This window comes from Kribbella italica (genome assembly GCF_014205135.1).
In the GTDB taxonomy this organism is placed as follows: domain Bacteria; phylum Actinomycetota; class Actinomycetes; order Propionibacteriales; family Kribbellaceae; genus Kribbella; species Kribbella italica.
Genome location: NZ_JACHMY010000001.1, coordinates 2704895 through 2731134 on the forward strand (window position 1 = coordinate 2704895; position 26240 = coordinate 2731134).

25 protein-coding genes are annotated in these 26240 nt (G+C 68.9%); 12 read left to right on the plus strand and 13 right to left on the minus strand.

Annotated features, from left to right (window positions below; translation table 11 throughout):
• Positions 1 to 5 precede the first annotated feature (5 nt).
• Positions 6 to 1232 carry a glycoside hydrolase family protein gene (locus tag HDA39_RS12550; protein WP_184795396.1) on the plus strand — a complete coding sequence of 409 codons (1227 nt, stop codon included), beginning with the start codon at positions 6 to 8 and terminating at the stop codon, positions 1230 to 1232.
• Here the strand turns inward: HDA39_RS12550 and HDA39_RS12555 are convergent.
• A complete protein-coding gene (locus HDA39_RS12555; protein ID WP_184795397.1) occupies positions 1195 to 1926 on the minus strand; it encodes a MerR family transcriptional regulator in 732 nt (243 codons plus the stop codon). The genes HDA39_RS12550 and HDA39_RS12555 overlap by 38 nt on opposite strands.
• A 47-nt stretch (positions 1927 to 1973) precedes the next feature.
• Positions 1974 to 3686 carry a CocE/NonD family hydrolase gene (locus HDA39_RS12560; RefSeq protein WP_184795398.1) on the minus strand — a complete coding sequence of 571 codons (1713 nt, stop codon included), beginning with the start codon at positions 3684 to 3686 and terminating at the stop codon, positions 1974 to 1976.
• A gap of 217 nt (positions 3687 to 3903) precedes the next feature.
• Here HDA39_RS12560 and HDA39_RS12565 point away from each other — a divergent pair, with 217 nt between their 5' ends.
• From HDA39_RS12565 to HDA39_RS12585, 5 genes are all read left to right on the plus strand, one after another.
• The gene (locus HDA39_RS12565; RefSeq protein WP_184795399.1) at positions 3904 to 4260 is read left to right on the plus strand and encodes a DUF1048 domain-containing protein; all 357 of its coding nucleotides are present in this window, start codon (positions 3904 to 3906) and stop codon (positions 4258 to 4260) included.
• Between the two features lies 1 nt (position 4261).
• Positions 4262 to 4576: a DUF1048 domain-containing protein gene (locus tag HDA39_RS12570; RefSeq protein ID WP_184795400.1), complete on the plus strand. Its 315-nt coding sequence runs from the start codon at positions 4262 to 4264 to the stop codon at positions 4574 to 4576.
• Between the two features lie 2 nt (positions 4577 to 4578).
• The gene (locus HDA39_RS12575; protein ID WP_184795401.1) at positions 4579 to 5394 is read left to right on the plus strand and encodes an alpha/beta fold hydrolase; all 816 of its coding nucleotides are present in this window, start codon (positions 4579 to 4581) and stop codon (positions 5392 to 5394) included.
• 205 nt (positions 5395 to 5599) lie between these two features.
• Positions 5600 to 6166, plus strand: coding sequence for an alpha/beta hydrolase (locus HDA39_RS12580; protein WP_184795402.1), 567 nt, complete (start codon positions 5600 to 5602; stop codon positions 6164 to 6166).
• A 314-nt stretch (positions 6167 to 6480) separates the two neighbouring features.
• Complete coding sequence (locus HDA39_RS12585) at positions 6481 to 7263, plus strand: ABC transporter permease (protein ID WP_238356038.1); 783 nt, start codon at positions 6481 to 6483, stop codon at positions 7261 to 7263.
• 129 nt (positions 7264 to 7392) lie between these two features.
• Here the strand turns inward: HDA39_RS12585 and HDA39_RS12590 are convergent, their stop codons facing one another.
• Complete coding sequence (locus tag HDA39_RS12590) at positions 7393 to 7755, minus strand: ArsR/SmtB family transcription factor (protein ID WP_184795404.1); 363 nt, start codon at positions 7753 to 7755, stop codon at positions 7393 to 7395.
• A gap of 65 nt (positions 7756 to 7820) precedes the next feature.
• Here HDA39_RS12590 and HDA39_RS12595 point away from each other — a divergent pair, with 65 nt between their 5' ends.
• The 4 genes from HDA39_RS12595 (at position 7821) to HDA39_RS12610 (ending at position 13941) form a co-directional block, all read left to right on the plus strand.
• On the plus strand, positions 7821 to 9833 hold the full coding sequence (locus tag HDA39_RS12595; RefSeq protein ID WP_184795405.1) for a heavy metal translocating P-type ATPase: 2013 nt from the start codon (positions 7821 to 7823) through the stop codon (positions 9831 to 9833).
• A 492-nt stretch (positions 9834 to 10325) separates the two neighbouring features.
• Entirely contained in the window at positions 10326 to 10841 is a 516-nt protein-coding gene (locus HDA39_RS12600) for a hypothetical protein (RefSeq protein WP_184795406.1), read from the plus strand.
• A gap of 222 nt (positions 10842 to 11063) precedes the next feature.
• The gene (locus tag HDA39_RS12605) at positions 11064 to 11702 is read left to right on the plus strand and encodes a DUF305 domain-containing protein (protein ID WP_184795407.1); all 639 of its coding nucleotides are present in this window, start codon (positions 11064 to 11066) and stop codon (positions 11700 to 11702) included.
• A 181-nt stretch (positions 11703 to 11883) separates the two neighbouring features.
• Complete coding sequence (locus tag HDA39_RS12610) at positions 11884 to 13941, plus strand: heavy metal translocating P-type ATPase (protein ID WP_184795408.1); 2058 nt, start codon at positions 11884 to 11886, stop codon at positions 13939 to 13941.
• Between the two features lie 250 nt (positions 13942 to 14191).
• Here HDA39_RS12610 and HDA39_RS12615 read toward each other — a convergent pair whose 3' ends face one another.
• A complete protein-coding gene (locus HDA39_RS12615; RefSeq protein WP_184795409.1) occupies positions 14192 to 15436 on the minus strand; it encodes an MFS transporter in 1245 nt (414 codons plus the stop codon).
• Positions 15436 to 16842: an FAD-dependent oxidoreductase gene (locus HDA39_RS12620; protein ID WP_184795410.1), complete on the minus strand. Its 1407-nt coding sequence runs from the start codon at positions 16840 to 16842 to the stop codon at positions 15436 to 15438. Before HDA39_RS12620 ends, HDA39_RS12615 begins: the two co-directional genes overlap by 1 nt.
• A 90-nt stretch (positions 16843 to 16932) precedes the next feature.
• Between HDA39_RS12620 and HDA39_RS12625 the strand changes: the two genes are divergently transcribed.
• Both HDA39_RS12625 and HDA39_RS12630 read left to right on the plus strand, forming a co-directional pair.
• Positions 16933 to 17292 carry an ArsR/SmtB family transcription factor gene (locus HDA39_RS12625; protein WP_184795411.1) on the plus strand — a complete coding sequence of 120 codons (360 nt, stop codon included), beginning with the start codon at positions 16933 to 16935 and terminating at the stop codon, positions 17290 to 17292.
• A 19-nt stretch (positions 17293 to 17311) separates the two neighbouring features.
• Entirely contained in the window at positions 17312 to 18382 is a 1071-nt protein-coding gene (locus tag HDA39_RS12630) for an ArsO family NAD(P)H-dependent flavin-containing monooxygenase (RefSeq protein ID WP_337925723.1), read from the plus strand.
• Positions 18383 to 18423: 41 nt separating this feature from the next.
• On the opposite strand, the gene HDA39_RS12635 is transcribed toward HDA39_RS12630, so the two are convergent.
• From HDA39_RS12635 to HDA39_RS12670, 8 genes are all read right to left on the minus strand, one after another.
• Positions 18424 to 18825: an arsenate reductase ArsC gene (locus HDA39_RS12635; protein ID WP_184795412.1), complete on the minus strand. Its 402-nt coding sequence runs from the start codon at positions 18823 to 18825 to the stop codon at positions 18424 to 18426.
• Positions 18822 to 19571, minus strand: a complete 750-nt coding sequence (locus tag HDA39_RS12640; protein ID WP_184795413.1) for an aquaporin — start codon at positions 19569 to 19571, stop codon at positions 18822 to 18824. Before HDA39_RS12640 ends, HDA39_RS12635 begins: the two co-directional genes overlap by 4 nt.
• Positions 19568 to 20233, minus strand: coding sequence for an arsenate reductase ArsC (locus HDA39_RS12645; protein ID WP_184795414.1), 666 nt, complete (start codon positions 20231 to 20233; stop codon positions 19568 to 19570). Before HDA39_RS12645 ends, HDA39_RS12640 begins: the two co-directional genes overlap by 4 nt.
• The gene (locus tag HDA39_RS12650; RefSeq protein WP_337925724.1) at positions 20230 to 20895 is read right to left on the minus strand and encodes an arsenate reductase/protein-tyrosine-phosphatase family protein; all 666 of its coding nucleotides are present in this window, start codon (positions 20893 to 20895) and stop codon (positions 20230 to 20232) included. Before HDA39_RS12650 ends, HDA39_RS12645 begins: the two co-directional genes overlap by 4 nt.
• A 145-nt stretch (positions 20896 to 21040) precedes the next feature.
• A complete protein-coding gene (locus HDA39_RS12655; RefSeq protein ID WP_184795415.1) occupies positions 21041 to 21817 on the minus strand; it encodes an ANTAR domain-containing protein in 777 nt (258 codons plus the stop codon).
• Positions 21818 to 22185: 368 nt separating this feature from the next.
• A complete protein-coding gene (locus HDA39_RS43200; RefSeq protein ID WP_184795416.1) occupies positions 22186 to 23082 on the minus strand; it encodes a M48 family metalloprotease in 897 nt (298 codons plus the stop codon).
• Positions 23079 to 23456 (minus strand): BlaI/MecI/CopY family transcriptional regulator, encoded by a 378-nt coding sequence (locus HDA39_RS12665; RefSeq protein WP_202892979.1) that lies wholly within the window; start codon positions 23454 to 23456, stop codon positions 23079 to 23081. The genes HDA39_RS43200 and HDA39_RS12665 overlap by 4 nt, the downstream gene beginning before the upstream one ends.
• 36 nt (positions 23457 to 23492) lie before the next feature.
• Entirely contained in the window at positions 23493 to 26237 is a 2745-nt protein-coding gene (locus HDA39_RS12670) for an alkaline phosphatase family protein (RefSeq protein ID WP_184795417.1), read from the minus strand.
• Between the last annotated feature and the right edge of the window lie 3 nt (positions 26238 to 26240).

The window sequence follows — 26240 nt, forward strand, 5'->3', positions numbered from 1 at the left end:
TCGTGATGCCGAACTCTCATTCCGCTGATCGCGAACCGTCCCGCCGGGCCCTGATCGCGGGGGCCGCCGCAACTGTTGTCGCTTGCTCCACGGCCGGTGCCACGAGGTCTTACGGCGCGAGCGAGCCGACGGCCGGCTCGCGCCCTCGGCCGTTCGGACCGGTCACCGTGTACGCACCGCCTGCCGGTACCGAGGGCTGGGGCGTCAAGTACGCCCGGTTGACGCAGGTTCCGGGCTCCGCACGTCGGCCGAGCACACTGGTCTCGACGTGCGAGAACCTCTTCGACCCCGTGGACTACGCGTTCCTAGTCTTCCGCAGTACCGACGGAGGACGGAGGTGGGGCCAGATCGGGAAGGTCGAGGACTCCCGCAGCGGCGTGAAGCCACGGTGGCAACCCGCGTTGTACACCTTGCCCGAGCCCTTCGCGGGACTTCCTCGCGGAGCATTGCTTGCCGCCGGCAACACCATCCCCGACGACTACTCGTCGACGCGGATCGACGTTCTCGCCAGCCTCGACGGTGGCCGCTCCTGGCACCATCGAGGCACTGTCGCCCGTGGAGGACCACCCATTCCGAACAACGGCGAGACGCCGGTGTGGGAGCCGTTCCTCCTCCTGCACCGTCGCCGGCTGATCTGCTACTACAGCGACCAGCGCGATCCAGGGCACGGACAAAAGCTGGTGCACCAGACCAGCACCGACCTCGTCCACTGGGGTCCGGTCGTCAACGACCAGGCTGACCCCGTCTACGACCGGCGCCCCGGCATGCCGGCTGTCGCCCAGCTCGGCGACGGCCGCTGGATCCTGACCTGGGAGGACGGCAACAACAGCGAGGTGAGTTTCGGTGTCGCCTACAAGATCGCCGCGGACCCGGAGCGCTTCTCCTCGGTAGCGCCCCAACTGCTCCGGACGGCCGGCGGACTGGTCCCGATCGGCAGCCCGACAGTGGCCTGGTCACCGGTCGGCGGAAAGCGAGGAACGATCGTGGTCAGCGCCGGCGAGAACGAGGAGCTGTTCCTGAACAGGGCCGGAGGCAACGGTTCCTGGACCACGATGACCTCGCTGGTCCCCCGAGGCTACAGCCGCCAGGTTCAGCTGGGGCGCGGCGGGAAAATCCTCACCATCGGCGGCGGTCCCGGCAACTTCCCCCCACCCCAACTGAACAAGGTGCAGTTCGGCATCGACACTGTGCCTGTCATCGCTCGCGGTGCTCCTGCGGGAGCAGGCGGTTGATCCGCCGCATGACGTCCAGCTGAGCGGGGTTGAAGAGTTCCCGGATCGCCACGCCGACCGCGCGGGCGACCTGCTGGATCCCACCGGGCGCCTCGAACTGGGCCGCGACCACGTCCGGGTAGGTCTCGAGCAGGTCGACCACGTGCGGGAGCATCCGCTCGGCGATGTCACGGCGGGTTTCCTCGTCCGCGTCCGCCGGAAGGTTGTCGAAGTCGCGGCCCGGCTGGGTGTGCTGGTACTCGACGAGCATCCGCCGCCACGCCTCGATTCCACTCGGGGCGAGGACGCGGCTGTACACGACCATCATCGCCCGGTCAGCCTCGGAGAACTCGCCGATGCCCGGCGCCAGCGCCGCCGGCAGATCCGTCGGCAGGCTCTGGCGCAGGATCAGCGCCAGCTCGGCCCGGACCCGCTGGATCCGTTCCACCGCGGCTGCCAGCTCGGCGTCCAGCAGCCGCAGTGCCTCCTCCGGGTGTTCGTCGGCGTCGCCCATCGCTGCGATCTGCGGCAACGACATCCCCAGATCGGTCAGCCGCCGGATCCGCAACAGCCGGACCAGGTGGGCGACGCCGTACTGCTTGTAGCCGTTGGTACTGCGCTCGGGTTCTTCCAGGAGACCGACCTTGTGGTAGTGCCGCACGGTCTTCAGGGTGGTGCCGGCCAGTTCGGCGAGTTGCTTCGTGCTCCAGCCCATCGGCTCTTCCCTCCTCGCTCGGTGTCGACCTGGCCAGGCAGGTGAGATCAGCGCCGTACCGGCGGCACCGTGAAGGTCGGACGGCCGATCGGCAGCTTGCTCGTGTATCCGCTGAGGTAGGTGTCCAGGTACGGCGCCCGCGCGCCCTCGGTGGCAACATCGTCGGCCGGGTCGTCGAGGTCCAGGTCGAGCCGGACGTCCTTGATCCTGATCGTCTCCTGGCTGGGCGTGTCGATCCAGTCACCACTACGCGGCGGGATCGTGCCGAGCTCGACCGCGATCCGGTGCCCGGCCGCCAGGGTCCAGTCGGTCGACTTCAGGTCGAAAGCCACCCGGCCCGGCTTCACCAGCGACACCTGCTCGTCGAACATCACGGCCTTGCCGTCGGGCGCGACGTCGTACAGCTTGATCATCAGGTTGCCGTTGCCCTTGGCATTCAGTGAGATCCGCGGGGTCGCGGTGACGCGGGTCTTCTGCTTCAGCGGCTGCGACCAGTTGAAGATGCCGGGAGTCTTGGCGTGCTTGCCCTCGCCACCGTGGTCGACGTACGAACCCCCGCGCAGCTTGATCGCGGCCGATCGCTCGACCACAGGCCAGTCGTTCTGAGCGCGCCAGGTACCGGTGCTGTCCTGGATGGCGATCTTCGGGTAGTCGACCGTCGGCTTGATGCCCTTGAGGTACTGGTCGTAGAAGGACATCGTCTCCTGGAACCAGCCCTTCCGGCCCATCTCCAGCCGTCCGTCGGCGGTGACGTCGTTGCCGCGCTTGTGGTCCCACTGACCGAGCCAGGCCCGCTGGGGACCCTTGTGGTTGGCCAGGTACTCCTGCATCGCCTCGGGTTCGGTGTTCCACTCCAGGAAGCCCTGCGTGACGAACAACGGGGTGTCGGATCCCTTGGCCTGCCTGGCGTAGTCGCGGTCACGCCAGTACTTCGACTCCGGATCGGCAATCTGGTAGTCGAACAGGTTCGCCACCAGGCAGTCGGGATGCTTCTCCTCGTACTTGGCGTTGGCCTGGTAGCGCGCGTCGTCGTCCGGCAACTGCGGCAGGGACGCGATGGTGTTGTACGCGCCGGGCACGGTGACGGCCGTTGTCCGGGGCACTCCGTTCGAGCGGATGTTGCGGTACAGGTCCCAGATCGGCTCCTGGGCGACCACGGCCTTGAGCGCGTCCTGGTCCAGGTTGTTGCCGATCAGGCCGGTGATGGCGTCGTACGACTTGCCGTACATGCCGACGGAACCGGTCGACCACGGCTGACGCGCGGCCCAATCGATGGCGGCCTTCACGTCGGCCTGCTCCCCCGGGCCGGCGCCGTCGAGGCAGCCGGTGGACCCACCGAAGCCTCGGGTGTCCACCATGACGAACGCGTAGCCCTTCTTGAACAGGTCGGTGCCTTCGATGAAGTCCTGGAAGCGGTTCGACGGACCGGTCTGCTTCCAGCCCTCCGGCGCGGTCTGCCCCGAGTGCCCGAAGTACGCTCCGGCCGACAGGATCACCGGGACCTTGGCGCCCTTGGCCAGTCCCTTCGGCAGCAACACGTCGGCATGCAGCTCGACGTCGGAACCGTCGGACGACGGGAAATAGTGCTGTGTCCACGAGGCCCCCTCGGGGACCCGCTCGTTCTGCTCATGCGTCACCGGAACGGTCGCGGTGGCGACCACACTGTCCGGCTCGGCCGCGACGGCGCTGCCGGCGACAGCGCCGGTCAGCGCGAGAACCAGCGCCGTGGCGACCAGTCCGGTCGCACGGGATCTCTTCATAGGTGCCTCCAAGGTGGCGAGCTGCTCGGGCGGTCATCACTGAGCCTCCAGCCAACACTCGGCCCTCGGGGCACACTCAACGCCCCAGCAGGTGAGTCTGGTCACCCACCTCGCGTGCACAACTCCTGAGTAGCTGGCTCTGCTCACTACTCAGTGATACCGTGTAGCGGTACTCGGCGCCACCGAGTACTGACGACGAGTTCGAGGAGCGCGGGAGATGAACTTCTGGGAGACCATCACCGGCAGCGACATGACCAAGGAGTACAAGGCCTTCGAGGCCAGGGCCGTGGTGCTGCCGAACGGCTACCGGGCCGCGTGGGACGAGATCAAGGAGCACCTCTGGCCGTACGCCGGTTTCACCGGCCGGAACCTGATGCCGATCCTCGACGGCGCGCTGGGCCTGCTCGAACAGTCCGCGGCGGACGGACAGAGCATCTACCAGGTCGTGGGTGACGACATCGAGGCCTTCAGCGCCGCCCTGGCCGGCGGCGAGGGGGCCCGGAGCTACCGCGACCGGTGGCGGGACCAGTTGAACAAGAACGTCGCCAGAAGACTGGCCAAGGTAGGAGGCTGAGATGGGCATCCAGGACATCATCGAAGGCAAGAAGCAGTGGCGGGCGCACGTCGCGCGGATCAAGGCGCTGCCGCCGGACTACCAGATCGTCTACCGGGAGATGCAGAAGTACTTCTTCAAGGTCGGCCCGGTCGACCTGACCGACGGGAACCTGCTGTCCGGAATCGTCGACTTCCTCGAGGAGGGCGTCGCGGCCGGCAAGGGCGTCATCGAGCTCGTCGGCAGCGATGTCGCCGCGTTCTGCGACGGCCTGCTGGAGGACTCACCGACGTACGCACAGCTCTACCAGGAGTCGATCAGCCGGAAGCGCGGTTGAAGATGACGGACAACAGCAATTCCTCGAACGGTTCGCGGTGGACCGGCATGGTGCCGGTCGAAGACACGGCTCTGGCCGTCACCGACACCGGTGGTTCCGGCGTCGCGGTGGTCTACCTCAACGGTCAATTCGCGACGCAGGGATATTGGCGCCACGTCACCGCCGACCTCGGCACAACCTGGCGGCACATCACCTACGACGAACGCGCCCGCGGCCGGAAGTCGCGACGGTCGGCAGACTATTCCTTCGAGGCCGCCGTCCGGGACGTCGATGCCGTGCTCGCGGCCCGGGGCGTGGACAGGGCAATAGTGGTGGGCTGGTCGTACGGCGCCTTCGTCGCGGCCCACTGGGCCAGCCGCAATCCGGAACGCGCCGTAGGCGCGATCATGGTCGACGGCGCCCAGCCGTACGACTGGCTGACCGACGACACGGAAGCGGGAATCCGCAAGTCGTTCCGGCGGATGAATCTGTTCATGCCGCTCCTGCGCCCGACCGGGTTGACCCCACGGATGAACGCCGAAGAAATGGCGAACAGCAACATCGAACTCGGCAAGCTCGCCCGCGTGCGCGAGCTGGGCCCCGTCCTCGACCGCATCACCGTCCCGGCCCGGTACGTGGTTGCTTCGGGGGAATCGTTCGGCAGCCAGGGTGGCCACGAACAGATCCGCACCAGCCTGCCCGCGGTGGCCGAACGGAACCCGAACATCCGCATCAGTGCGAAGGTCCCGAGCAACCACGGCGCGATCCTGCGCAAGGACTTCCGCGCCGTCGCCGAGGCCGTCCGCGAGATCGCCGCCCTCGACCACAGCGAACACTGAACCAGGAGGCAGCCGGCGGCGCACCCACAGGAAGGTGAGATGCACATCGAATCCCAGGGCACCCGGCGCGCGGCCGTTCATCCGATCGACGGCCGACCGACGACGAACGGTGACGCGGGCACCCCCGCGGCGCGGCTAGATTCCTCGCATCGTGCCGGCGCACCGTGCGCCCTGGTGGAGGATCCTCAGACAGCCCGCAGCGAACATGGACGAGACCGCGTTCAGGGTCGCCGGGTTCGAGGCGCTGTACGCCGATGCGAGCATGCCGCAACTGGCCAAGCTCTGGCAGGACATCGACGCCGGCAACCCGGTCGCGCCGCCGCAGACCTACGGCGACAACGCCATGTCCGGCCGCCTGCACGTGATCTGCGGCGACAGCCGCTGGCCGACGTCGGTCAGCGCGTACCAGCGCGACGCCCTGGTCGACCGGATCAGGTACCCGATGCTCGGCGGAGCCTCCGCCAACATCGGCCCGTGCGCCTTCTGGCCGAACCAGCACCCCGAGCCGCCGGTGAAGATCACCAGCCACGGCCCCTCGAACGTCCTCGTGGTCCAGAACGAGCGCGACCCCGGAACGCCCCTGACCGGCGCGCGGAAAACCCGGCAAGCCCTCGGCCACCGGGCCAGGATGATCACGGTCGACGCGGGCGGCCACGGTGTCTACCCCTTCACCCCCAGCACGTGCGCGAAGACCGCGGTCGACGCATTCCTTGTCGAAGGCAAGCTTCCGGCGCGCGACCTGGCGTGCCTGGTGGAGCCGAGGAAGAAATAGCCCGCCAAGGATGCAGCGCGCACCGGGCACGGTCCCTGGGATCTGCCCGGTGCGCGGATCATGAACCCTGGCTGCTCAACGCCCATGATCTGCAGCAGAGTCCGCACGCGCACGTCGTTTGCTGCTGTCTTACCGGTTCCCCACCGAAGGTGATCCAACCGTGACGGATTCGGATGGGTCGAACTGCGCGACCCCGAAGGGAACCGGTTCACCTTCAACGCCCTACGTGTAGGTTGCCTGTCTACTTATTGCCCGCTACGCTTCAACGGCGTGAGCACCGAATAGACTCAACGCGGATCGACGTTCACATCCAGTTGCCGATCGTCGACCGGGCGCCGTACGCCGCTTCCGTCGGCTCGGAGCTCGGGAGGTTTCTCACCGTGCCGCAGACGTCGGGCACCGATCGATGGGACGGCCTGGTCAGCATCGACGACGAACCGCCGGCGGACTGGCGCGACCAAGCAGCCGAGCACTTCGCGGACGTTGCCGAAGTTCTGACACCCGGCCCGCAGCGCAGGATCGAGTCGTTCCTGCGCGCCCCACTGCCGAGCCAGGCGCAGGAGCTGGCCTTCTCACACAACAGGACGATCGAAGCGAGGGCCGTGAAACCGATCCAGGCCGAGATCCACCGGCGGCGGCTCACCGCGGTCGCGAGCACCGCTTCGGTGTGCCCGGTCACCGGCGCGGCCGGCTTGCTCGCCCACGGCGTCCTGCTCGGCTGGCTGTTCGGTCGCGAGTTCACCGACGGCACCATCAGCGGCCTTTTCGCCCTGCCGGTCCCCGGCCGAACCGTCGCCGCAGCGAAACTCACCGTCCACCTCGCCTGGAGCGTGATCGCGAGCGTCGCGCTTCTCGCCGGACTGGCGGTGCTCGATCTGGCCGTCGGCCTGGGCAACATCCCGGGCGACGCCGTACCGGCTCTCGGCCGTCAACTCGCCTTGTCGGTACTCACGGCGGCGATCGCCGTACCAGCGCTGTGGGCGATCAGCGCCGGCACCGAGGTATCCACGGCCCAACTCGTTCCCATCGCCCCCGTCGTAGTGGCAGGCACCGCGCTCACCATGCTCAGTTGGCTCCGACTCCAACTGGATCGCTGATCCTTCCAGAAGGCGCCTTCCGCCGGAGCCGGCCCGCCGACCAGACCGCGTGGCCACCGGCACCTGCTCCGGCATGGCAACGATCTCAGCGGCGCTCCAGGCAACCTTCGGCCCATCTCCGTGAGTTTGTCAGCCCGGATGCGTCGCCGTACGGCTGCCCGCTCCGGGCAGGTCACGGTCGAGGTGGTCGGCGTGGAACAGCGCCTGGTCCAGCAAACCCTTCACATGGTCGTCGGCGGCCGAGTAGTACACGAAGGTGCCCTCCCGGCGGCCCTTCACCAGGCCGGCCAGGCGGAGTTTGGCCAGGTGCTGACTCACCGCCGCGGGGGCCGCGCCGGCAAGCTCAGCCAGGCAGGCAACCGACGACTCACCTTGGAGCAGCGCCCACAGGACCTTGATCCGGGTCGGGTCGGCCATCAGCCGGAACGACTCCGCGGCCAGGTGGACCTGCTCCTCGTTCGGCATCTCGAAGTGCTCGATCGACGAGTGCATCCGCCCACACTACAACTCATCCGTCTACTTGCGTATATGCATGGATGCGCAGATAGCATGGGCAGATGCCGACGACAGACACCGAAGCCGCCGCAGTCCGCGAGCAGACATCGAAACCACTTGGGCCGGCAGCCAGCGGCTGGTGGCGTAGCGCGTGGACGCTGCCCGAGGTGCGGTGGGCGACCGCGGCAACGGTCCTTTTCCTGGCCGGGCTGGTGGTCGACCTTGCGGGTGGACCGGTGTGGGGCTACTGGTCGCTGTTCTTGGCCTGCTACGTCGCGGGCGGGTGGGAACCGGGCTGGGCCGGGCTCCAGGAACTGCGGAACAAGCGGCTGGACGTCGACCTGCTGATGGTCGCGGCCGCGATCGGCGCCGCCTCGATCGGGCAGGTCCTGGACGGCGGTCTGCTGATCGTCATCTTCGCCACCTCCGGCGCGTTGGAGGCGGTCGCGACCAAACGCACCGAGGACTCGGTGCGCGGACTGCTCGATCTCGCACCCGAGACCGCCACCCGGGTCGCAACTGCCAATGTGGCCGAAGAACTGGAGGAGCTGGTCCGGGTCGCCGACCTGGCCGTCGGCGACGTCATCTTCGTGCGGCCGGGCGAGCGGATCGGCGCCGACGGGACCGTCCTCGACGGCGGCAGTGAGGTCGACCAGGCCACCATCACCGGCGAACCACTACCGGTCGACAAGACCATCGGCGACGAAGTGTTCGCCGGCACCCTCAACGGCACCGGCGCGCTGAGGATCCGGGTCGATCGCCCGGCCGCCGAATCGGTGGTCGCCAGGATCGCCGGCCTGGTCGAGGAAGCCGCCCGGACCAAAGCCAAGACGCAGCTGTTCATCGAGAAGATCGAACAGCGGTACTCGATCGGCATGGTCGCCGCAACCGTCGCGCTGTTCGTGATCCCGCTGCTGTTCGGGCAACCGGTCACACCGACACTGCTGCGGGCGATGACGTTCATGATCGTCGCCTCACCCTGCGCGGTCGTGCTCGCGACCATGCCACCGCTGCTGGCGGCGATCGCCAACGCCGGCCGCCACGGCGTACTGGTGAAGTCCGCGGTGGTGATGGAACAACTCGGCGCGACCACGCAGGTCGCGATCGACAAGACCGGCACCCTGACGCGCGGAACGCCTCACCTCGCCGCGATCAAGGTCCTCGAGGACGCGCCGTTCACCCGCGACGAAGTTCTCGTGATCGCCGCTTCGGCCGAGCACCCCAGCGAGCACCCACTCGCCGCAGCGGTCGTGTCGGCCGCCCGCACGGCCGGCCTCGCTCTGTTACCTGTGCAGGCGTTCACTGCGACTGCAGGCCTCGGGGTGACCGCCACGGTCGATGGCCGCCAGGTGCAGATCGGCGCCCCGGCAGCGTTCCTGATCGGATCCGCCAACCGCGATCAGGCAGCCCGTTCGGCGATCGCCGAGTTGCAGGAGACAGGGGCGACAGCGGTCGTCGTGCTGGTTGACGGTGATCCGGTCGCCGTTCTCGGGATCGTCGACCAGCTCCGCGCCGAGGCGGCAGCCGCGGTCAAGCAACTGACCCAGCTCACCGGGAAGCCGCCGGTCCTGCTCACCGGAGACAACGCCGCGACTGCCGGCGAGGTTGCCTCGGCAGTCGGCATCACCGACATCCATGCCGAGCTGCTACCCGACGGCAAGGTCGCCGCGGTCCGTGACCTCCAAGCCGCCGGGGAACGCGTCACGGTTGTCGGTGACGGCATCAACGACGCGCCCGCGCTGGCCGCCGCGCAGGCCGGTATCGCCATGGGCCGCGCCGGATCCGACCTGACTCTGCAGACTGCCGACGCGGTCGTTGTCCGCGACGACCTCACCACCATCCCGGCCGTGATCGCACTCTCCCGGCGGGCCCGCCGTGTCGTGACCGCGAATTTGATCATCGCAGCCACCTTCATCACCGTCCTGGTGATCTGGGACCTTGTCGGCCACCTGCCTCTGCCGCTCGGCGTCGCCGGCCACGAAGGCTCCACCGTCATCGTCGGCCTCAACGGCCTGCGCCTGCTGCGCAGCGCGGCCTGGAACCGCGCCGCCAACCAGACAGCTCAGCGCCGCTGAGCTACCCGGCACACCGCCCGGCATCCCCGGTGATCTCTGCCCGCCCGACCGGAGTCGAGCCGGGCGAGGGCGCGGTTGTTGCCGCAGGCAAGGAAAGCGGGCTCAGGAACGAACCAGCCGCGCGATCGCCTCGGAGGCTTCCTCGAGCTTGCGGTCGGCCTCCGGCAGCCGCGGCATCGAGTACGCAGTGCGTCAAGTGGTCGTCGAGCAGCCCGAGCGCGACCGATTCCAGCGCCGTAGATAGGCCTCTTCGTCGTCGATGTAACCGTGTTGTGCCGGCTGAGCCACGCCCACCACTCGCTCCCTGACCTCACACCGAACGCTACTGGCCTGGCCGGACTGTCGCTGATCCGATCCGACGGCTCGTTCTGGGCCGACGTCCCGCCCGCCTTGCTGACCGCGGCCGCAGCCCCGGCCTTGTCGGTCCACGCCATCTGGGCAATCACGCGTCCCAAAAGGGCCTGAGACGAGCACCCGGCTAGGCTGGGGGCGATGAACAGCCGGCACACCCGCACACGACGAGGGTCCGTCAGGGCCTTGGTCGCCGTGGTGCTGCTGGCAGGTGTCTTCACCATGCACGGCCTGACCGGCAACCACGACGTCGCAACGGCGATGACTCACCGGATGCCGGCGACCACGGCGAACGGTCACTCCGCGACGGTCATGGCTGTCTCAACCGAACCCGTCCAGCAGACGCAGGCGACGTCGTCGACGGCTCACTTGAGCACCGCCGAGAACGGCCCGGCGGTCCCGATGGTCGACTCCGGTGAATCTCTCCCCGAGCTGACCGCCCTCGCCGATGACCACGGGCACGTGCACTCGATGAGCGATGTGTGCCTGGCGATGCTGGCCGCGCTCCTGCTCGCACTCATCGTCGCCCTCACGCGGCGCAGCCTCACCGCCGCACATCCCGTCGTACTGGCGCCCGCCACGGTTCCGGTGGCCGACGGCCCGTCGCCGCCATGGCGCCGGCCCACCTTGTCGAAGCTCTGCATCCTGCGGACCTGAGCCGAACTCTGTCCAAAACCGGACGCCGGCCGCCCTCACTTGCGCGCCGCCCCGGCACGGCATGCCACACCGGGCAACAGGCTGTTGCCCGACTCCCGTAGGTCACTCGCTGCAGATCGACCAGCCGGACGCTGACGGAACACCTCCGTACGGCTGAGCGCAGATGGTCCCGACCTCCGCGGCTCCGTAGTACCCGGATTCGAACGACAAGGACTCCACACCATGCGACACCACTCCTGGAAGACCGCCGTCTCAACGACCCTGATCGCCTTGGGCAGCCTCACCCTGGCCGCCTGCGGCGACGACACCGACAGCGGCTCGATGCCCGGCATGAACCACGCCACTCCGCCGGCGAACAACTCGAGCACCACGGCCGCGCAGGCCGGGGAGTTCAACGACGCCGACGTCACGTTCGCGACCGAGATGATCCCGCACCACCAGCAGGCCGTGCAGATGGCCGGCATGGCCGGCTACAACGCCACCACGGCGGAGGTGAAGAAGCTCGCCACCGCGATCGCGGCCGCGCAGGACCGGGAGATCAAGACCATGACGGGCTGGCTGACCCTCTGGGGCAAGCCCGTACCGTCGCCGTCGCACGGCGGACACAACATGCCCGAGATGCCCGGCATGATGACCGAGGACGAGATGTCCGACCTCGGCGACACCCGCGGCGCGATGTTCGACCGGATGTGGACCGAAATGATGATCGAGCACCACAAGGGCGCGATCACCATGGCCAAAACCGAACAGACCACGGGCAAGAACGCCGACGCGGTCGCTTTGGCCAAGAAGATCGAGACCGACCAGAACCGCGAGATCGCCACCATGCAGCGACTGCTCGGCCGTCTCCCGGTCAGCTGACCCAGCGCCAACCCCGACGGCAGGCACCGCCAGACCCAGGTGCCTGCCGTCCCCCGACCACGCGACGGCCGAAGATCTTCTGACTCCCCGAAATACCCCTAGGGGGTATATTGTTCTGGGTTGGGAGACAGCGGCTCCGAAGCCGCGACCCCATCGCTACCGGACACCGAGAGGACTGATCATGGTGAAGGCCACCCGACACGGCCAGGATCACCAGCACTCTGGTCACGGAGACCACGGCGGGCATGACAAGCACGCCGGGCACGACCCGGAGATGTTCCGCCGCAAGTTCTGGCTCAGTCTGCTGCTGACGCTGCCGATCGTTGCCACCAGCCACATGGTGATGGACTGGTTCGGCTACACCCTGGACTTCCCGGCGATGAGCTGGGTCGGTCCGGTGCTCGGCACCTTCGTGTTCTTCTACGGCGGCCGGCCGTTCCTGGTCGGCGGCATCCGGGAGGTGCGTGATCGGGCTCCGGGCATGATGCTGCTGATCTCGATGGCGATCACCGTCGCCTACGTCGCCTCCCTGGCCACCAGTCTCGGGGTCTTCGACCTGGACTTCTGGTGGGAGCTCGCGGCGCTGGTCACCATCATGCTGCTGGGCCACTGGCAAGAGATGAAGGCCATCGGCCAGGCCCAAGGCGCCCTCGCCGCACTGGCCGCGCTGCTGCCCGACGACGCCGAACGGGTCACCGGCGACGGCGTCGAAACCGTCTCGATCAACGAGCTGAACGTCGGCGACGTCGTACTGGTCAGGTCTGGTGCGCGGGTACCGGCCGACGGCGAGATCGTCGACGGCGCCGCCGAGCTGGACGAGTCGATGATCACCGGCGAATCCCGCCCGGTCTCACGCACCACCGGCGACCGCGTCGTCGCCGGGACCGTGGCGACCGATTCAGCGATCCGGGTCGGCGTCGACGCCATCGGCGACGACACCGCACTCGCCGGCATCCAGCGGCTCGTGAGCGAAGCGCAGCAGTCCAGCGGACGGGCCCAAGTCCTGGCCGACCGCTTCGCCGCAATGCTGTTCTACATCGCCACCGCCGCCGCCCTGGTCACCTTCCTGGCCTGGTGGGCCTTCGGCACGCTCGACGAATCGGTCGTCAGGACCGTGACCGTCCTGGTGATCGCCTGCCCCCACGCCCTCGGACTGGCCATCCCGCTGGTGATCGCACTGTCCACAGCGGTCGCAGCGAAGGCCGGGATCCTGGTGAAGGACCGCCTGGCACTGGAACGGATGCGGACCGTCAACGCGGTACTGTTCGACAAGACCGGCACCCTGACCAAGGGCGAGCACATCGTCACCGGCATCGCCGGCGACGGGATCGACGAGGCTGAGGTCCTGCGCATCGCCGGTGCCGTCGAAGCCGACAGCGAGCACCCACTGGCCCGGGCCATCGTCACCGCGGCCGACCAGCGGGACGGGCGCGGCAAGGCCGGCGATTTCAAGTCGCTGACGGGCCGTGGCGTCCGGGCCTCGGTCGACGGCTCCACCTACGCAGTCGGCGGGCCCGCGCTGCTGCGCGAGCTCGACGCCACCGTCCCGAGCGTTCTGCGCGACCGCGCCGAGGAATGGTCCGCACGAGGCGCCGCGGTGCTGTACCTGCTGCGCGTCGACGGATCGGCTGCGGTCGCGACCGCGGCGATCGCCCTCGAGGACGAGGTCCGGCCCGAAGCCCGCGAAGCCGTCGAGCAACTCCGTGCGATCGGCGTGGCCAAGATCGTCATGATCACCGGCGACGCCGAACCCGTCGCCCGAGCCGTCGCCGCCGACCTCGGCTTCCGCGACGGCATCGACGAGGTGTTCGCCGAGGTCCTACCGGCCGACAAGGACAAGGCCGTCAGCGAACTGCAGGCCCGCGGCCTGACCGTGGCCATGGTCGGCGACGGCGTCAACGACGCCCCCGCGCTGGCCCGCGCCGACGTCGGCATCGCGATCGGCGCCGGCACCGACGTCGCCATCGAGTCGGCCGGAGTCGTGCTCGCCTCCTCCGACCCCCGCGGTGTCACCGGCATCATCCGGCTGTCCAAGGCGTCGTACCGCAAGATGATCCAGAACCTCGCCTGGGCCGCCGGGTACAACATCGTCGCCATCCCACTGGCCGCGGGAGCGCTGGCCTGGGCCGGGTTCACGCTCAGCCCCGCGATCGGCGCGGTCCTGATGTCGGCCTCGACCATCGTCGTGGCCGCCAACGCCCAACTCCTGCGCCGGATCCACCTCACACCCCAGCGCTGACCGATCCCCACCTACACGCTGAGCCGGATCGCCACAGGTCGTCCCGGCTTGGCGGTGAAGGCCTTCGGTTGCCGGCCGTCGAGAGTGAGGTCGGGACGGTCCCCGGCGCACGTCGTACGGCCGGCAGGAAGTGGCGAAGTTCAGCAGCAGTTCTGAAGGTAACTCTGCAGATCCGACAGTGCCGCGGCGTCCTTGTCGGCCCGGTACTTCCCCTCGCGGCGGGAGGTGACGATGCCGCCCAAGGCGCTGGCTAGGGCACTTGAGCCGCCGGCCGCGCAGTAGGCAGCCGGGCCGCCAGCAGAAGCAGCAGTCCGGCCAGAACGCACGCGCCCGCGACCAAGAGGACGAGTAGCCGGTAGCCGGCCGCGGCTGCGACCAGGGCTCCGCCGAGCGGCGCCGATGCTCTCGCCACCAGTACGGGCGCCGCCAGGGTGCCCGCGATCGTGCCGTACCCGGCCGCGCCGTAGCGATCCAGCAGGATCGCCGGTGTTGCGATCGAGGCGACTCCGAAGCCGAGGCCGAACAGGACGAGGCAGCCGACGGCTCCCATCACGTGCCGTCCGACCACCGGGAGCATCGACAGCGCGGCGCCCTGGACGACGAAGATCGCACCGGCGATCGTGGCCATCGGCAACCATCGCGTCGACACCGTGGTCACCACCCGGCCAGTGACCGACAGGAGCCCGAGGAGACCCGCGAGCGTCGCCGCCAAGGCGGCCGGATGGCCGAGGCTGATCAGGTACAGCACGAGGTGTACGGCGATCACGGCCAGCGCGGCGCCGTGCAGCACGAAGGTCGCCGCGAGCAGCCAGAACGCCGGATCGCGCAGCGCCCGACCGGGTGCCGGAGGGCTGTGGAGCGCAACGGGCTCGACGCTCGCATGCATCCGGCGTAACGCCAGCCCGTGCAGCGGCACGGTGACGACTGCGAGGAGAACAGCCAGCACAACAAGGGCGCAGCGCCACTCCAGCCTCGCCACCAGCTGTCCGGTGAGCGGGATGAAGATCGAACTGGCGAACCCGGCGACCAAGGTGACCCCGAGCAGGGCCTTCGCGCGCCGTCCGGGGCTGGACACGGCGACGATCACGGCGAACGCCGGCTCGTACAGCACCATCGCCGAAGCGACGCCGATCAGGACGAAGACGGCGTACAGCCCTGCCACGGTCTGGACCTGCGACCACCCCAGGACCGCGAGAGCACCGATCACCGATCCGACGGTCATCAACGCGTGACCGCCCCGAGCATCCAGCCACCGCCCGACCGGAATCGACAGCAGGCCGGACACGAGCACCGCGACAGTGAGCGCGCCGGCCGCAGTCGCGGTCGAGATGCCCAGGTCGCGGCTCATCGGACCGAGAACGACACCGAAGGCGTAGTAGAGAACGCCGTACCCGACGGTCTGGGTCGCGGCCAGTGCGCCGACCAGCCGCCTCGATCCAGGTCTGGCCTTGGTCTCGGACGCTCCCGTGGCGGCCAGACCTGGACCGGCAGACATCAGCCGCAGCAGCCCGACTGCGTGGTGGGCTTGGACTCGACGACCGTCAAGAGCCCGCCGCTGATGCCGGTGGCGAGTCCGCGGCCTGAGGGCGCGCTGATCGTGACCGCCTGTGGCGCCGGACCGCAGCAACCACCGCCAGCCTCGTCAGCGGAGTCGCCGTAGGCGAGGTTCGACGAGCAGACACCGGTCTCGGGCAAGTTGAGCCGTACGTCGCGCGCTGCCTCCCAGTCCCCTGCCAGCGCCGCGACCACCGAGCGAGCCTGCTCGTAGCCGGTCGCCAGCAGGAACGTCGGAGCCCGGCCGTACGACTTCGCGCCGACGGCGTAATAGCCGGGCTCCGGGTGCTGGAGCTGGTCCGCACCGTGCGGAGGCACCGTGCCGCAGGAGTGCTGGTTGGGGTCGATCAGCGGCGCCAGCTCTCGCGTCGATCCGAGGATCGGGTCCAGGTCCAGCCGCAGCTCACCGACCATCTCGTGGTCGGGGCGGAAGCCGGTGGAGTTCACGATCGTGTCCACGACGACCCGGCGCTCGCCGGCAGCCAGCTCGGCGCGGCCGTCCGCCGTACGGGAGATCGACTCGATCCGGAAGCTGCTCACCAGCTCCACCAGGCCCGACTGGACGAGCTTCCTCAGCCGGGCACCGAGCGCGCCGCGGGCCGGGAGTTCGTCGGCGTCGCCTCCGCCGTAGGTCCGCGCCTGGTCCTGTCCCCGAACCACCCACAGGATCTCGGTGCCCGGCTCGTTCTCGGCCAGCTCGCCGAGTTCGAGCAGCGTCGTGGCGGCCGAGTGGCCCGCTCCGACGACCGCCGTACGACGGCCTGCGAAGCGCTCACGGTCGCGCCCGAAGACGTCCGGGAGCGCCGTCTCGATAGCGTCGGCCAGCTCGGTCTCACCGCGGGCCGGGATTCCCGAGCCACCGAGCACGTTCGGCCGGCGCCACGTGCCGGCGGCGTCGATCACCGCGGCCGCGAGCAGCTCTTCGCCGTCAGCCAGTCGGACCAGGAAGGGCGCGTCCTCGCGGCCTGCCGTACGGACGCGGTCGAAGCCGACCCGGGTCACGGCGACCACCTGGGCGCCGTACTGGATCCTGTCCGCGAGCTGCGGCGACTTCGCCAGCGGCGCCAGGTAGGAGTCGATCAGGTCGCCGCCGGTCGGCAGGTCGTCGAGGTTCGGCTCGATCCAGGACGTCTGTTCGAGCAAGCGGCGCGCGGCGCCGTCGATGTCGTAGCGCCAAGGGCTGAACAACTTCACGTGCCGCCACTCGTCGATCGCCGCGGCCACCCCCGGGCCGGACTCCAGTACGACGAACTCCAGCCCACGCTCCGCCAGCTGAGCCGCAGCGGCCAACCCCACCGGGCCGCCACCGATGACGACAACCGGCAGGTCCTTCGATGCAACGCTCATGAGTCTGTCTCCACAACTTCCTGAGTTGATGATCGTCTAATCAACGAACCCCACCTTGCCTCTTGATTAGACGTAAGTCAAGATAGATGTATGTCAAAACAGCAGCTGTCCCTCGAACCCGTCGGCGGGTGCTGCGTCCCGATCATGGACGCGGCCCTCGACGGTGCCGCCGCGGCCGAGGGTGCATCGGTGTTCAAGGCGCTGGCCGACCCGATCCGGCTGCGGCTGATGTCGATCATCGCCTCGGCCGCCGACGAGGTCTGCGTCTGCGACCTCACGCCCCAGTTCGACGTGTCCGGCCCGACGATCTCCCACCACCTGAAGGTCCTGCGGGAAGCCGGGCTGGTCGACTGCGAGCGACGCGGCACCTGGGTCTACTACTGGCCGCTGCCTGAACGCCTGACCTGGATGTCGACCCTGCTGTCGGTCCCAGCCCCCACCGCGGGCTGATGCTCCGGACCCCACTGACGTGAGCCCGTCGCAACGCGAGGTCCGCTTCGTCGTGATCGGTGGCGGCCAGGCGGGCATGGCCACCGGCTTCTACCTGCGCCGCTCCGGCCTGATCCCCGGCGAGGACTTCGTGATCCTCGACGCAGCCGAGCAGCCCGGCGGTGCGTGGGCCCGGATGTGGCCGACGCTGCGGACGTTTTCTCCGACGCAATACTCGTCCCTGCCGGGCTGGATGATGCCTCCGTGGACCGGGGATTCCGGCTATCCGCTGGCAGCGCACGTCATCGACTACCTGACGCAGTACGAGAAGCGCTACGAGCTCGACGTACACCGATCCGTCGCGGTCAGCTCCGTGAAGGGCGAGAGCGAACGCCTTAGGGTTGGCAGCACCGATGGCGAGTGGCTGGCCGAACATGTGGTATCGGCGACCGGCACGTGGTCGAGACCGTTCGTGCCGACCTATCCTGGATCGTTCACCGGCCGGCAGCTCCACACGGCCGACTACCGGAACGCGAACGACTTCGTCGGCCAACGTGTGCTGATCGTCGGCGGCGGCAACTCGGCCGCGCAGATCCTCGCCGAGATCTCGGAGGTCGCCGCCACGACCTGGGTGACGCTTCGACCGCCACTGTTTCTGCCCGATGACGTCGATGGCCGCGCCCTGTTCGAGATCGCCACCAGCAGGCATCGCGCGCGGCAGCTCGGCGAACCCGACACCGCTGGTGTCTCCGGGCTCGGCGACATCGTGATGGTCGCGAGCGTCCGGGCTGCGCGCGAGCGCGGCGTACTGCATGCTCGGGAGCCGTTCGCCCGGCTGGTCGAGGACGGAGTCCGGTGGCAAGACGGCACCAAGTCCACGCACGACGCAATCATCTGGTGCACCGGCTTCCGGCCGGCACTCGGCCACCTCGCCCCACTCGGCCTCCGGGGACCGGAAGGCAACATCCCGATGGACGGCACCCGCTCGATCAAAGAACCCCGCCTGCATCTGATCGGCTACGGCGATTGGACAGGACCGGCGTCGGCGACGCTCATCGGCGCCGGCCGCACCGCCCGCGAGTTGGTCGCCGGCCTCAACCATCGCGACTGACGGCACCGCGCTCACGTCGACAGCGATTCGCCGTGAAGCCGTCAGGCGATCTGCAGTTCGCCGACCAGCTTCTCGACCCGGGCGCGGATCTCGTCGCGGACCTGGCGGACGACCTCGATCGGCTGCCCGGCCGGGTCGGTGAGTTCCCAGTCCTCGTACCGCTTGCCCGGGAAGATCGGGCAGGCGTCGCCACAGCCCATGGTCACGATGACGTCGCTCTCGCGGACGGTCTCGGTCTGGAGGAGCTGCGGGATCGCCCCGGTGATGTCGATGCCGACCTCTTTCATCGCCTCGACCGCGATCGGGTTGATCTGGTCGCGCGGCGCGGAGCCGGCCGACCGCACCTCGACGGTGTCGCCGGCCAGCTCCCGCAACCAGCCCGCGGCCATCTGGGACCGGCCGGCGTTGTGGACGCAGACGAAGAGAACGCTTGGCTTGCTCACTTGGATACTCCAGCAGTCGCAGGGTTTTCGGTGTGTGGGGTCACGACATCGTCGGCCGCTCGTCCGGCCGCGGGGTAGAGCAGTCTGAGGAGTCCGACACCGACGGCAGCTCCGATCACCTGGGCGATCACGAAGCCTGGCAGCGAGCCCGGCGCGATACCGGCGAAAGTGTCGCTGAACGCGCGCCCGATCGAGACCGCCGGGTTGGCGAACGAGGTCGAGGAGGTGAACCAGTACGCCGAACCGATGTACGCCCCGACCGCCGCCGGCGCGACCGCGGCCCGGCCGGACGCCGCGAGCGCGAAGATCAGGACGATGAGCCCGGCCGTCGCGACCACCTCACCGATCAGGAGATGACCCGCGGTGCGATCGGTCGTCGACCAGGACACGGCCGCTTCGTCGTACATGAGGTTGGCCAGCACGGCGCCGAGGACGGCGCCACCGATCTGCGCGGGGATGTAGGCCGCTAGGTCGGTGGGCGTGAGGCCGGCACCGCTGCGGCGCCCGATCCACCAGTCGACCACCGAGACCACCGGGTTGAAGTGGGCGCCCGACACCGGCCCGATCATCAGGATGAGCACAGCCAGGCCGAGCGCGGTGGCGAAGGCGTTCTCCAGCAACTGCAGGCCGACATCGTTCGGGGACAACGACGCGGCAGCGATGCCGGATCCGACCACAACGGTCACCAGCAGCCCGGTCCCGATGCCTTCGGCAACCACTCGTCGCCACAAGGGAATGGCGTTCACCCGCGACCCGCCGGTACCTCGAGCTCGTCGAGCAACTGGCGCACCCGCCGCTCGACCTCGTCCCGGATCGGCCGGATGTCGGCGACCTCCAGGCCGGCCGGGTCATCGATCGGCCAGTCCTCGTACCGCTTGCCGGGGAAGATCGGGCACGCGTCGCCACACCCCATGCTGATCACGACGTCGGCGGCACGCACCACTTCGTCGGTCCAGGGCTTCGGGAACTCGGTGGAGATGTCGATCCCGCGCTCGGCCATCGACGCGACCGCGGCGTCGTTCACCTCGATCCCGGGCTCCGAGCCACCCGACCAGCCGATCGCGCGGTCACCGACCAGATGCTCGAAGAAGCCGAGCGCCATCTGCGACCGGCCGGCGTTGTGAACACACAGGAACAGCACCACCGGACGGCCGTCGTCATGGTGCCCCTCCACCCGCGCCAACGCGGTCAGCCGCTGACGCGCGAACCGCTCCGCCAGCAGCGGAAGGAAGTTCGGGACGGTACTGCCGGTCGCGAACTGGTCGTAGCTGGAGTGCAGGAACCGCTCGATCGTCTCCGGTCCGTAGATCCCGGCGAACTGCTCCCCCAGCCGGTACGACGCCGTACGCAGGGCAAGGTGCTGGTCGATGGACAGGTCTTCGCGTTCGTACCCGGCAACTTCGGTCATGCTCGGCTCCTTGAACCTCTCGCCCCAGTGGGCGAAACCAGTGGCACCAGCCGATCGATCCGGCCGGCGATCTCGCTGTAGGCAGCCTCGAAGGCCGCATCGGTGTCGGCAGGCGCCGGATCCGGCACCGACCAGTGCACCCGCGGCCGCGCCTCGGCCGGCAGGCCCTCGTAGGCGATGTCGCACACCGCGATGACCAGATCGTCGGCGCTCACGACGTCGTTGACCTGAGCCGTCCGCCAGGCGTCGGTCTCGAGTCCGTGCCGTCGCGCGATCTTGGCCGCCCGCGGATGCACCCGCTCCGCGGGTCGTGTCCCGGCGGAGACCGCCGGAACACGACTGCATCGCGACCAGATCGCCGCCGCCAGCTGCGAACGCGCCGAGTTGTGTGTACACACGAAAACCACCCGCGGCACGTCGCTCAGCGAAGGACTCGCAATCCCCGCCAGCGTTGCGGGCACCAGCCGGACGTAGGTCCGCCGATGGTCACCCTCCGACCGCGTACGTACCACCAACTCGGCCTCCTGAAGCACCTTCAGGTGGTGGGCCACGAGGTTGGTCGGCATCTCGAGCAGCACGCCCAGCTCACCCGGCGCCGCGTCTCCGACCGTCAACGCGTCCACGATGGCCAGCCGCGCCGGATCACCAAGCGCGGCATGCACCCGCGCCCGCCAGGCTCTCGACATCTCCTCAGTGTTCATTGACTCAATGATCACTGAGCTATATTCGCCTGTCAACTCCCACAGGTACCGCGGACCATGGACCCCTGGCTGCTCAACGCCCATGACCTGCCTGTGGGCAAATGCTTCAGGCGTAGGATCCGACGGGCTCATCGCCCGCGTCCGCGGGACCGGAGCCGAGCCCGTAACGTCTCAGCGCCGTGACCAGGCTGCCCTGTTCCTGGGCCTTGACCAGGTCGCCCGCGACGATGCGGAGTTTGGTGTTGCTGTTCTGGGAACCGCGGGCCAGGATCACCTGCGCGATATCAGCGCTGACCCCGTAACGGCGCATCACAATGCCCTGAGCCTGCCCGATGACCGTCCGGGTACCGAGCGCGGTCTGCAACTGCTCGATCAGGGACCGGCTGTCGGTGAACAGTTGCACGTTGTCGAAGGCAACACCCGCGTGCAGGGTGAACAGCAACACCAGGTCGTAGCTCAAAGCGTCGAACGCGTTCGGCTTGGCCGAGAACAGTCCGATGGCGGCGCCGAGGTCGTTGCTGGTCGGCAGCGGCAACCACACGGTGCTGCGATAGCCGGCCGCGAGAGCGGCCTGGGAGAACCGTGGCCACCGCGGGTCGGTCATGGTGTCGCGGATACGGTGCGGTTCGGCATAGGTGAGAACCTGTGAGACCGGCCCGGCCACCTCCAGCATCGCCGCCAACAGCGCCGACTCCGTGGCCTCGTCCTGTTCGTCGCTGCCGGTCCTGGCGACCGCCTCCGGACCATCAGCGCTGTTGACCACGATCACCGCCTCCGAACAGTCCGCGACCGTGGCGACGACCCGTCGACCGAACCGCTCCAGCACCGCGGCGACATCGTCGCCGTCAACCAGCCGCCCGACCTCAGCGAGCTCCTGCGCCACCGACAAGAGGTCGTCCGTCATCGCCATCTTCCCTACTGCCAGTCCGGCTCACGAGTAGTACCGCCACGCCCTCTGCGCGCCGGGCACGCCGCACGCTACACCGGGCGGCCCCTGCCCGCAGCCACCCACCGATCGGCCGGCTCGGCCAGGCCGCGAAAGAACTGACCAGGGTGTCGGCCTGTCAACACAGGACCACCCACGGTCAACAAGCGATCCACCTGACAACACGGGAAATGGGGCTGTCGAGTGCGCTTGCAACGTCGTTCAGTACCCCGACGAGTGCTGTCGTCGACGGACAAGACGGCGACGGCGGCACCGGTGACCGGCCAAGCTCGTCGATGTCAGGGTCAAGCCAGGTCATGCCCGGATCAGCTGAACAACATCCCGAGCCACGCTTCGGCCACGCTGACGAACTGGACGATCGCCACCGCACTCACCGCAACCTGTACGACGGCAAGCGCCGCGACGCCCGTACTACCCCGCCACCGACTCGCCGGCTCAGGACCGGCGATCGCCGCAACTCGCTCGACCGCCGTCGACCCGTGCAACCCGAGCGCCGGCGCCGGCCCTCGCCCGGATCCCGCCACCGACGCCTTCGCCACCGCGCGCGCAACCACCGTCCGGTCGCCGACCTCGGCGGCCGCGTCCTCGTCGGCCGACCGTTCGGCCAGGTACGTGATCAGGCTCGCGAGCTTGGTCAGCAGCGGGTTCATCGCCGCCGAGGACGCCGCGATCGCGACCAGGAAGTGGTGCCGCCGGTTCAGGTGCGAGCGCTCGTGCGCGAGCAGCACCTTCCGCTCGACCGGGTCCAGCAGGCTCAGCATCCCCGAGGTCACCAGCACGTGCCCCGGCCGGCCCGGGATCGCGACCGCGAACGGCTCGGGCAGGTCGGCGACCACGAGCCCGCCGTACGGCGCACCGACCGCGCGCAGTTCACCGACCGCGCGGCGACGGCGTACGGCCTCACGGAGAAGGCGGACCGTCCCGGCGAGCAGAACCAGCGCCGCGATCGACGCGAGCCAACCCGGGACTGGCTTCGGCAGGCCGAGCTCGGGCCGGTTGTCGAAGGCGTTCAGCGGCGGCAAATCGTCGAACAACGTCAACGAGAGCAGCGTCAGGCTGCACGTGGAGGCGAGCGCGGCAACAGCAGCGCCGGCCGTCGCCAGCCGTACCGCCGCAGCAGGCGACAACAGGTCGGCCATCCACTGCGTGGCCCACGGGAACAGGAAGCTCAGCACCAGGGGCAAGTAGACCCAGATCCTCACGACCCCTCCTCCGGCCGACTCGACAGCCACTGCTGCAGGATCTGCGCCTCGTCGTCATCCAGTCCGGCGGCGAATTCGCGCAGCACCTTCTCCCGGTCCCCGACCCCGCTCAGCGTCGTCCGCAACTGTGCGGCGACCGACGACGCCTCGTCCTTGATCGGCCAGTAGACGTGCGCACGCCCCCGCTCGGCCCGCTCGAGCACTCCCTTCGCCGCCAGCCGAGTCAGGATCGTCTGAACAGTGTTGTACGCCAGCCCGTCGCCGACCTGCGCCTGCACCTCGGACGTCGTCAGCGGGGAGCGCGACGCCCACAGCGCGGCCATCACCTGCGCCTCCAGTTCACCGGCTCCCCGCCGTCCACCCTTCTCGGTCACGAAGGCAAGCCTAGGTGCAGCTTCGGCGTCAGCGCCTCAGCCGTCGTTCTCCGCTGACGGGATCACCGCGCCCGGTACGTCGGCCGGGGCGAAGATCTTGTCCTCGCCGGGGTACGGCGTCGACCAGTCGTGCACCTGGTACCAGTCGAAGTGGTTCATCTGGGCCGGGTTCGCGAAGTCCGCGCGGGCGTCGGGCCCGGTGAGCTTCTGCTGGGTCTTCCAGCTGTCCCACTGTGCTGCGACCGTCTGCTGGTCCGCCGGTACGACGGCCTTCGGCGCGGGCGCTGCGTTCGGGTTCTGTGCCGCGGGGACGTCCGCGCCACACGGCGGTGGTGTGGCCAGGCCCGCGGTCAGCGAGGTCCGGTTCGGGACGGCGTTGAACGGCGTGAGATCGGGTCGCTCGGTGAACGCGGAGGCCATCGGGGTGGCCGCGGTGTCCTTCTGGTTCATCGGCTTCACGCCGAGAATCTGCTCGATCGTGCGGATCATCGTGATCTGGGTGTAGTACCGGCTGTCGACGACGCCGTGCCGCGCGTACGGGCTGATGATCTGGATCGGCGCCCGGTGCCCGTCGACGTGGTCCAGGCCGGCCTGGGAGTCGTCCTCGACGACGAAGATCGCGGAGTCCTTCCAGTACTTGCTGTGCGAGATCTGGTCGATGATCTTGCCGGTGGCCAGGTCGTTGTCGGCGACCTGGGCGGCGCCGTTCGGCGGGCCGCCGGTGTGGTCGCTGGACAGCCAGAACATGTTCAGGTTCGCCGGGCCGTGCTTCGCGAAGTCACGCTTCCAGATCTCGTACCGGTACAGGTCCGGGACGTCGGTGTCGAACTTCGGGAAGCCGTGCACCGACACCTCGTTCAGCGACGGGATCGGCGACGAGGACACCAGCGGGTACGCCGTGCTCTGCCCGGTCGCGGCCATGTTCTTGGTGTCGCAGTACAGGTTCTGCCAGGTCGCCCCGGCCGGCTTGGTGAGGAACTGCTGGAACTCACCGAAGTCGCGCACGGTCTTGCCGGTCGCCTGCACACCGGTCCAGATGAACCCGGTGCGCTGGTGGCCGAGGGCATCGTCCTCGGTGTCGTAGCTGCGCAGGTACTCACCGGCCGATGACTCGGTGTACTCCGGGTTGTCGGCCTGCATCAGCCAGTTGTGGCCCTCGGCGGAGTTCGTGCCGACGTCGTAGGTGTTGTCGTAGAGGCCGAACTGCTTGGTCATCGCGTGCTGGTTCGGCGTCACGTTCTCGCCGTACTGCGCGAGCGCCGGGTCGCCGTTGCCCTCGGCAATGTCACCGAACAACTGGTCGTACGTGCGGTTCTCCTTGACGATCAGGAAGACGTGCTTGATCGTCGACGGGTCGCCGAGCCGCGCCGGAACCGGAACGGGTTTGGTGTGCCCACGCCCCTTGTTCGCGACCTGTGCGGCGCCCTTGGTCCAGCCGTTCTGCGCGAACACCTTGGCCGTCTCGGCCTTGATCGCGTGGTCGTCGGGCAGCCGGAACTTGGTCAGGCTTGACGTCGTGTCGTGCGTCGCGTGGCCGGCCGCCGTGGTGGTCCGGCGAGCGTCGATGCCGCGGGTGTTGGTGACCAGGACGTCCTTGCCGACGGTGGTGATCTCGGCCGGGAAGTAGTCCGTCGGCAGCAGCCCGACGTAGCTCACCGGCTCCAACGCGTTCCGGTACTTGTAGACGGCAACGGCGTTCGCGCGGCCCAGCGTCACCAGCAGGTGACCGTCCTGGGTCAGCGTCACGCCGTTGGGCTCGTAGCCCACCGAGGCTTCCGTCCAGGGCTGGGTCGCGATGGTCTGCATCACCTTGTCGCGGCGGGTGTCGATCACCGAGACGGAGTTCGTCGCCGTGTTGGTGACGAACAGCGCGCCGTTCTTCGCGTACAGCGCGGTCGGGTGCAGGCCGACCGTAATGCTCGCCGGCTTCGCCTTCTGGTGCCCGAGGTCGATCACGCTGACCGTGCCGGTCGTGGTCGCGGCGGTCACCTGCGACGCGGGCACCTGCGTGCCGTACGAGTTGATCGTCGGCTCCCCCGGCCTGGCCGGACGGCCGCCCTCGTTGCTGACGTAGAGCTTCGAGCCGACCTGGACCAGGTCACGCGGGGCGTTGCCGACCGCCCAGCTCTGCTTGATCGAACCGGTCGCCGTGTCGATCGCGACGACGCGGTTCTGGCCATTGACCGCGGAGTACACGGTCGAGCTGTCGGCCGAGAAGACGGCTTCGCCGACCAGCGCATGCTTCGCGCCGTCGGCCGCGATCGTGACGAACGTCGGGTCGGCGAGCGAGCCGTCCGGCTTGACGGTGAACCGGCGATAGCCGTCGGTCTGACCGAGCCACAACTGCGTACCGTCGGGCGAGTACGTCGGGCCTTCCTGTCCGATGTCGTTGCCCGGGATGCGCAGGTCCGCGGCGGCGTTGTTGCCGACGTACTGCTGTACCTTCCAGTTCTTCAGGTCGACGACCGCCACCGCCATCCCGCCGTCGGTGATCGACGCGGTCAGACGGCTGCCGTCGGGGCTGACCGTCGACGACATGATCTTGCCCTTCTGCAGCAGCAGGCGGTCGCCGTACGGCGCGACGTACTGGTCGCTGGACACGACCTGGCCGTCGCCGGTCACCTGACCGACGCGGTCGGTCCCGAACTGCGTGGTCGAGGCGACCGCCGTCCCGGCCAGGGCGGCGGCGAGCGCCGTCGTACCGGCCGTCACGACGGTGGCGCGTCGGCCGAGGAGGCCTGGCCTGCGCTCCTTGTCACGCCTGCGGCGTGTTACCTGCATGAG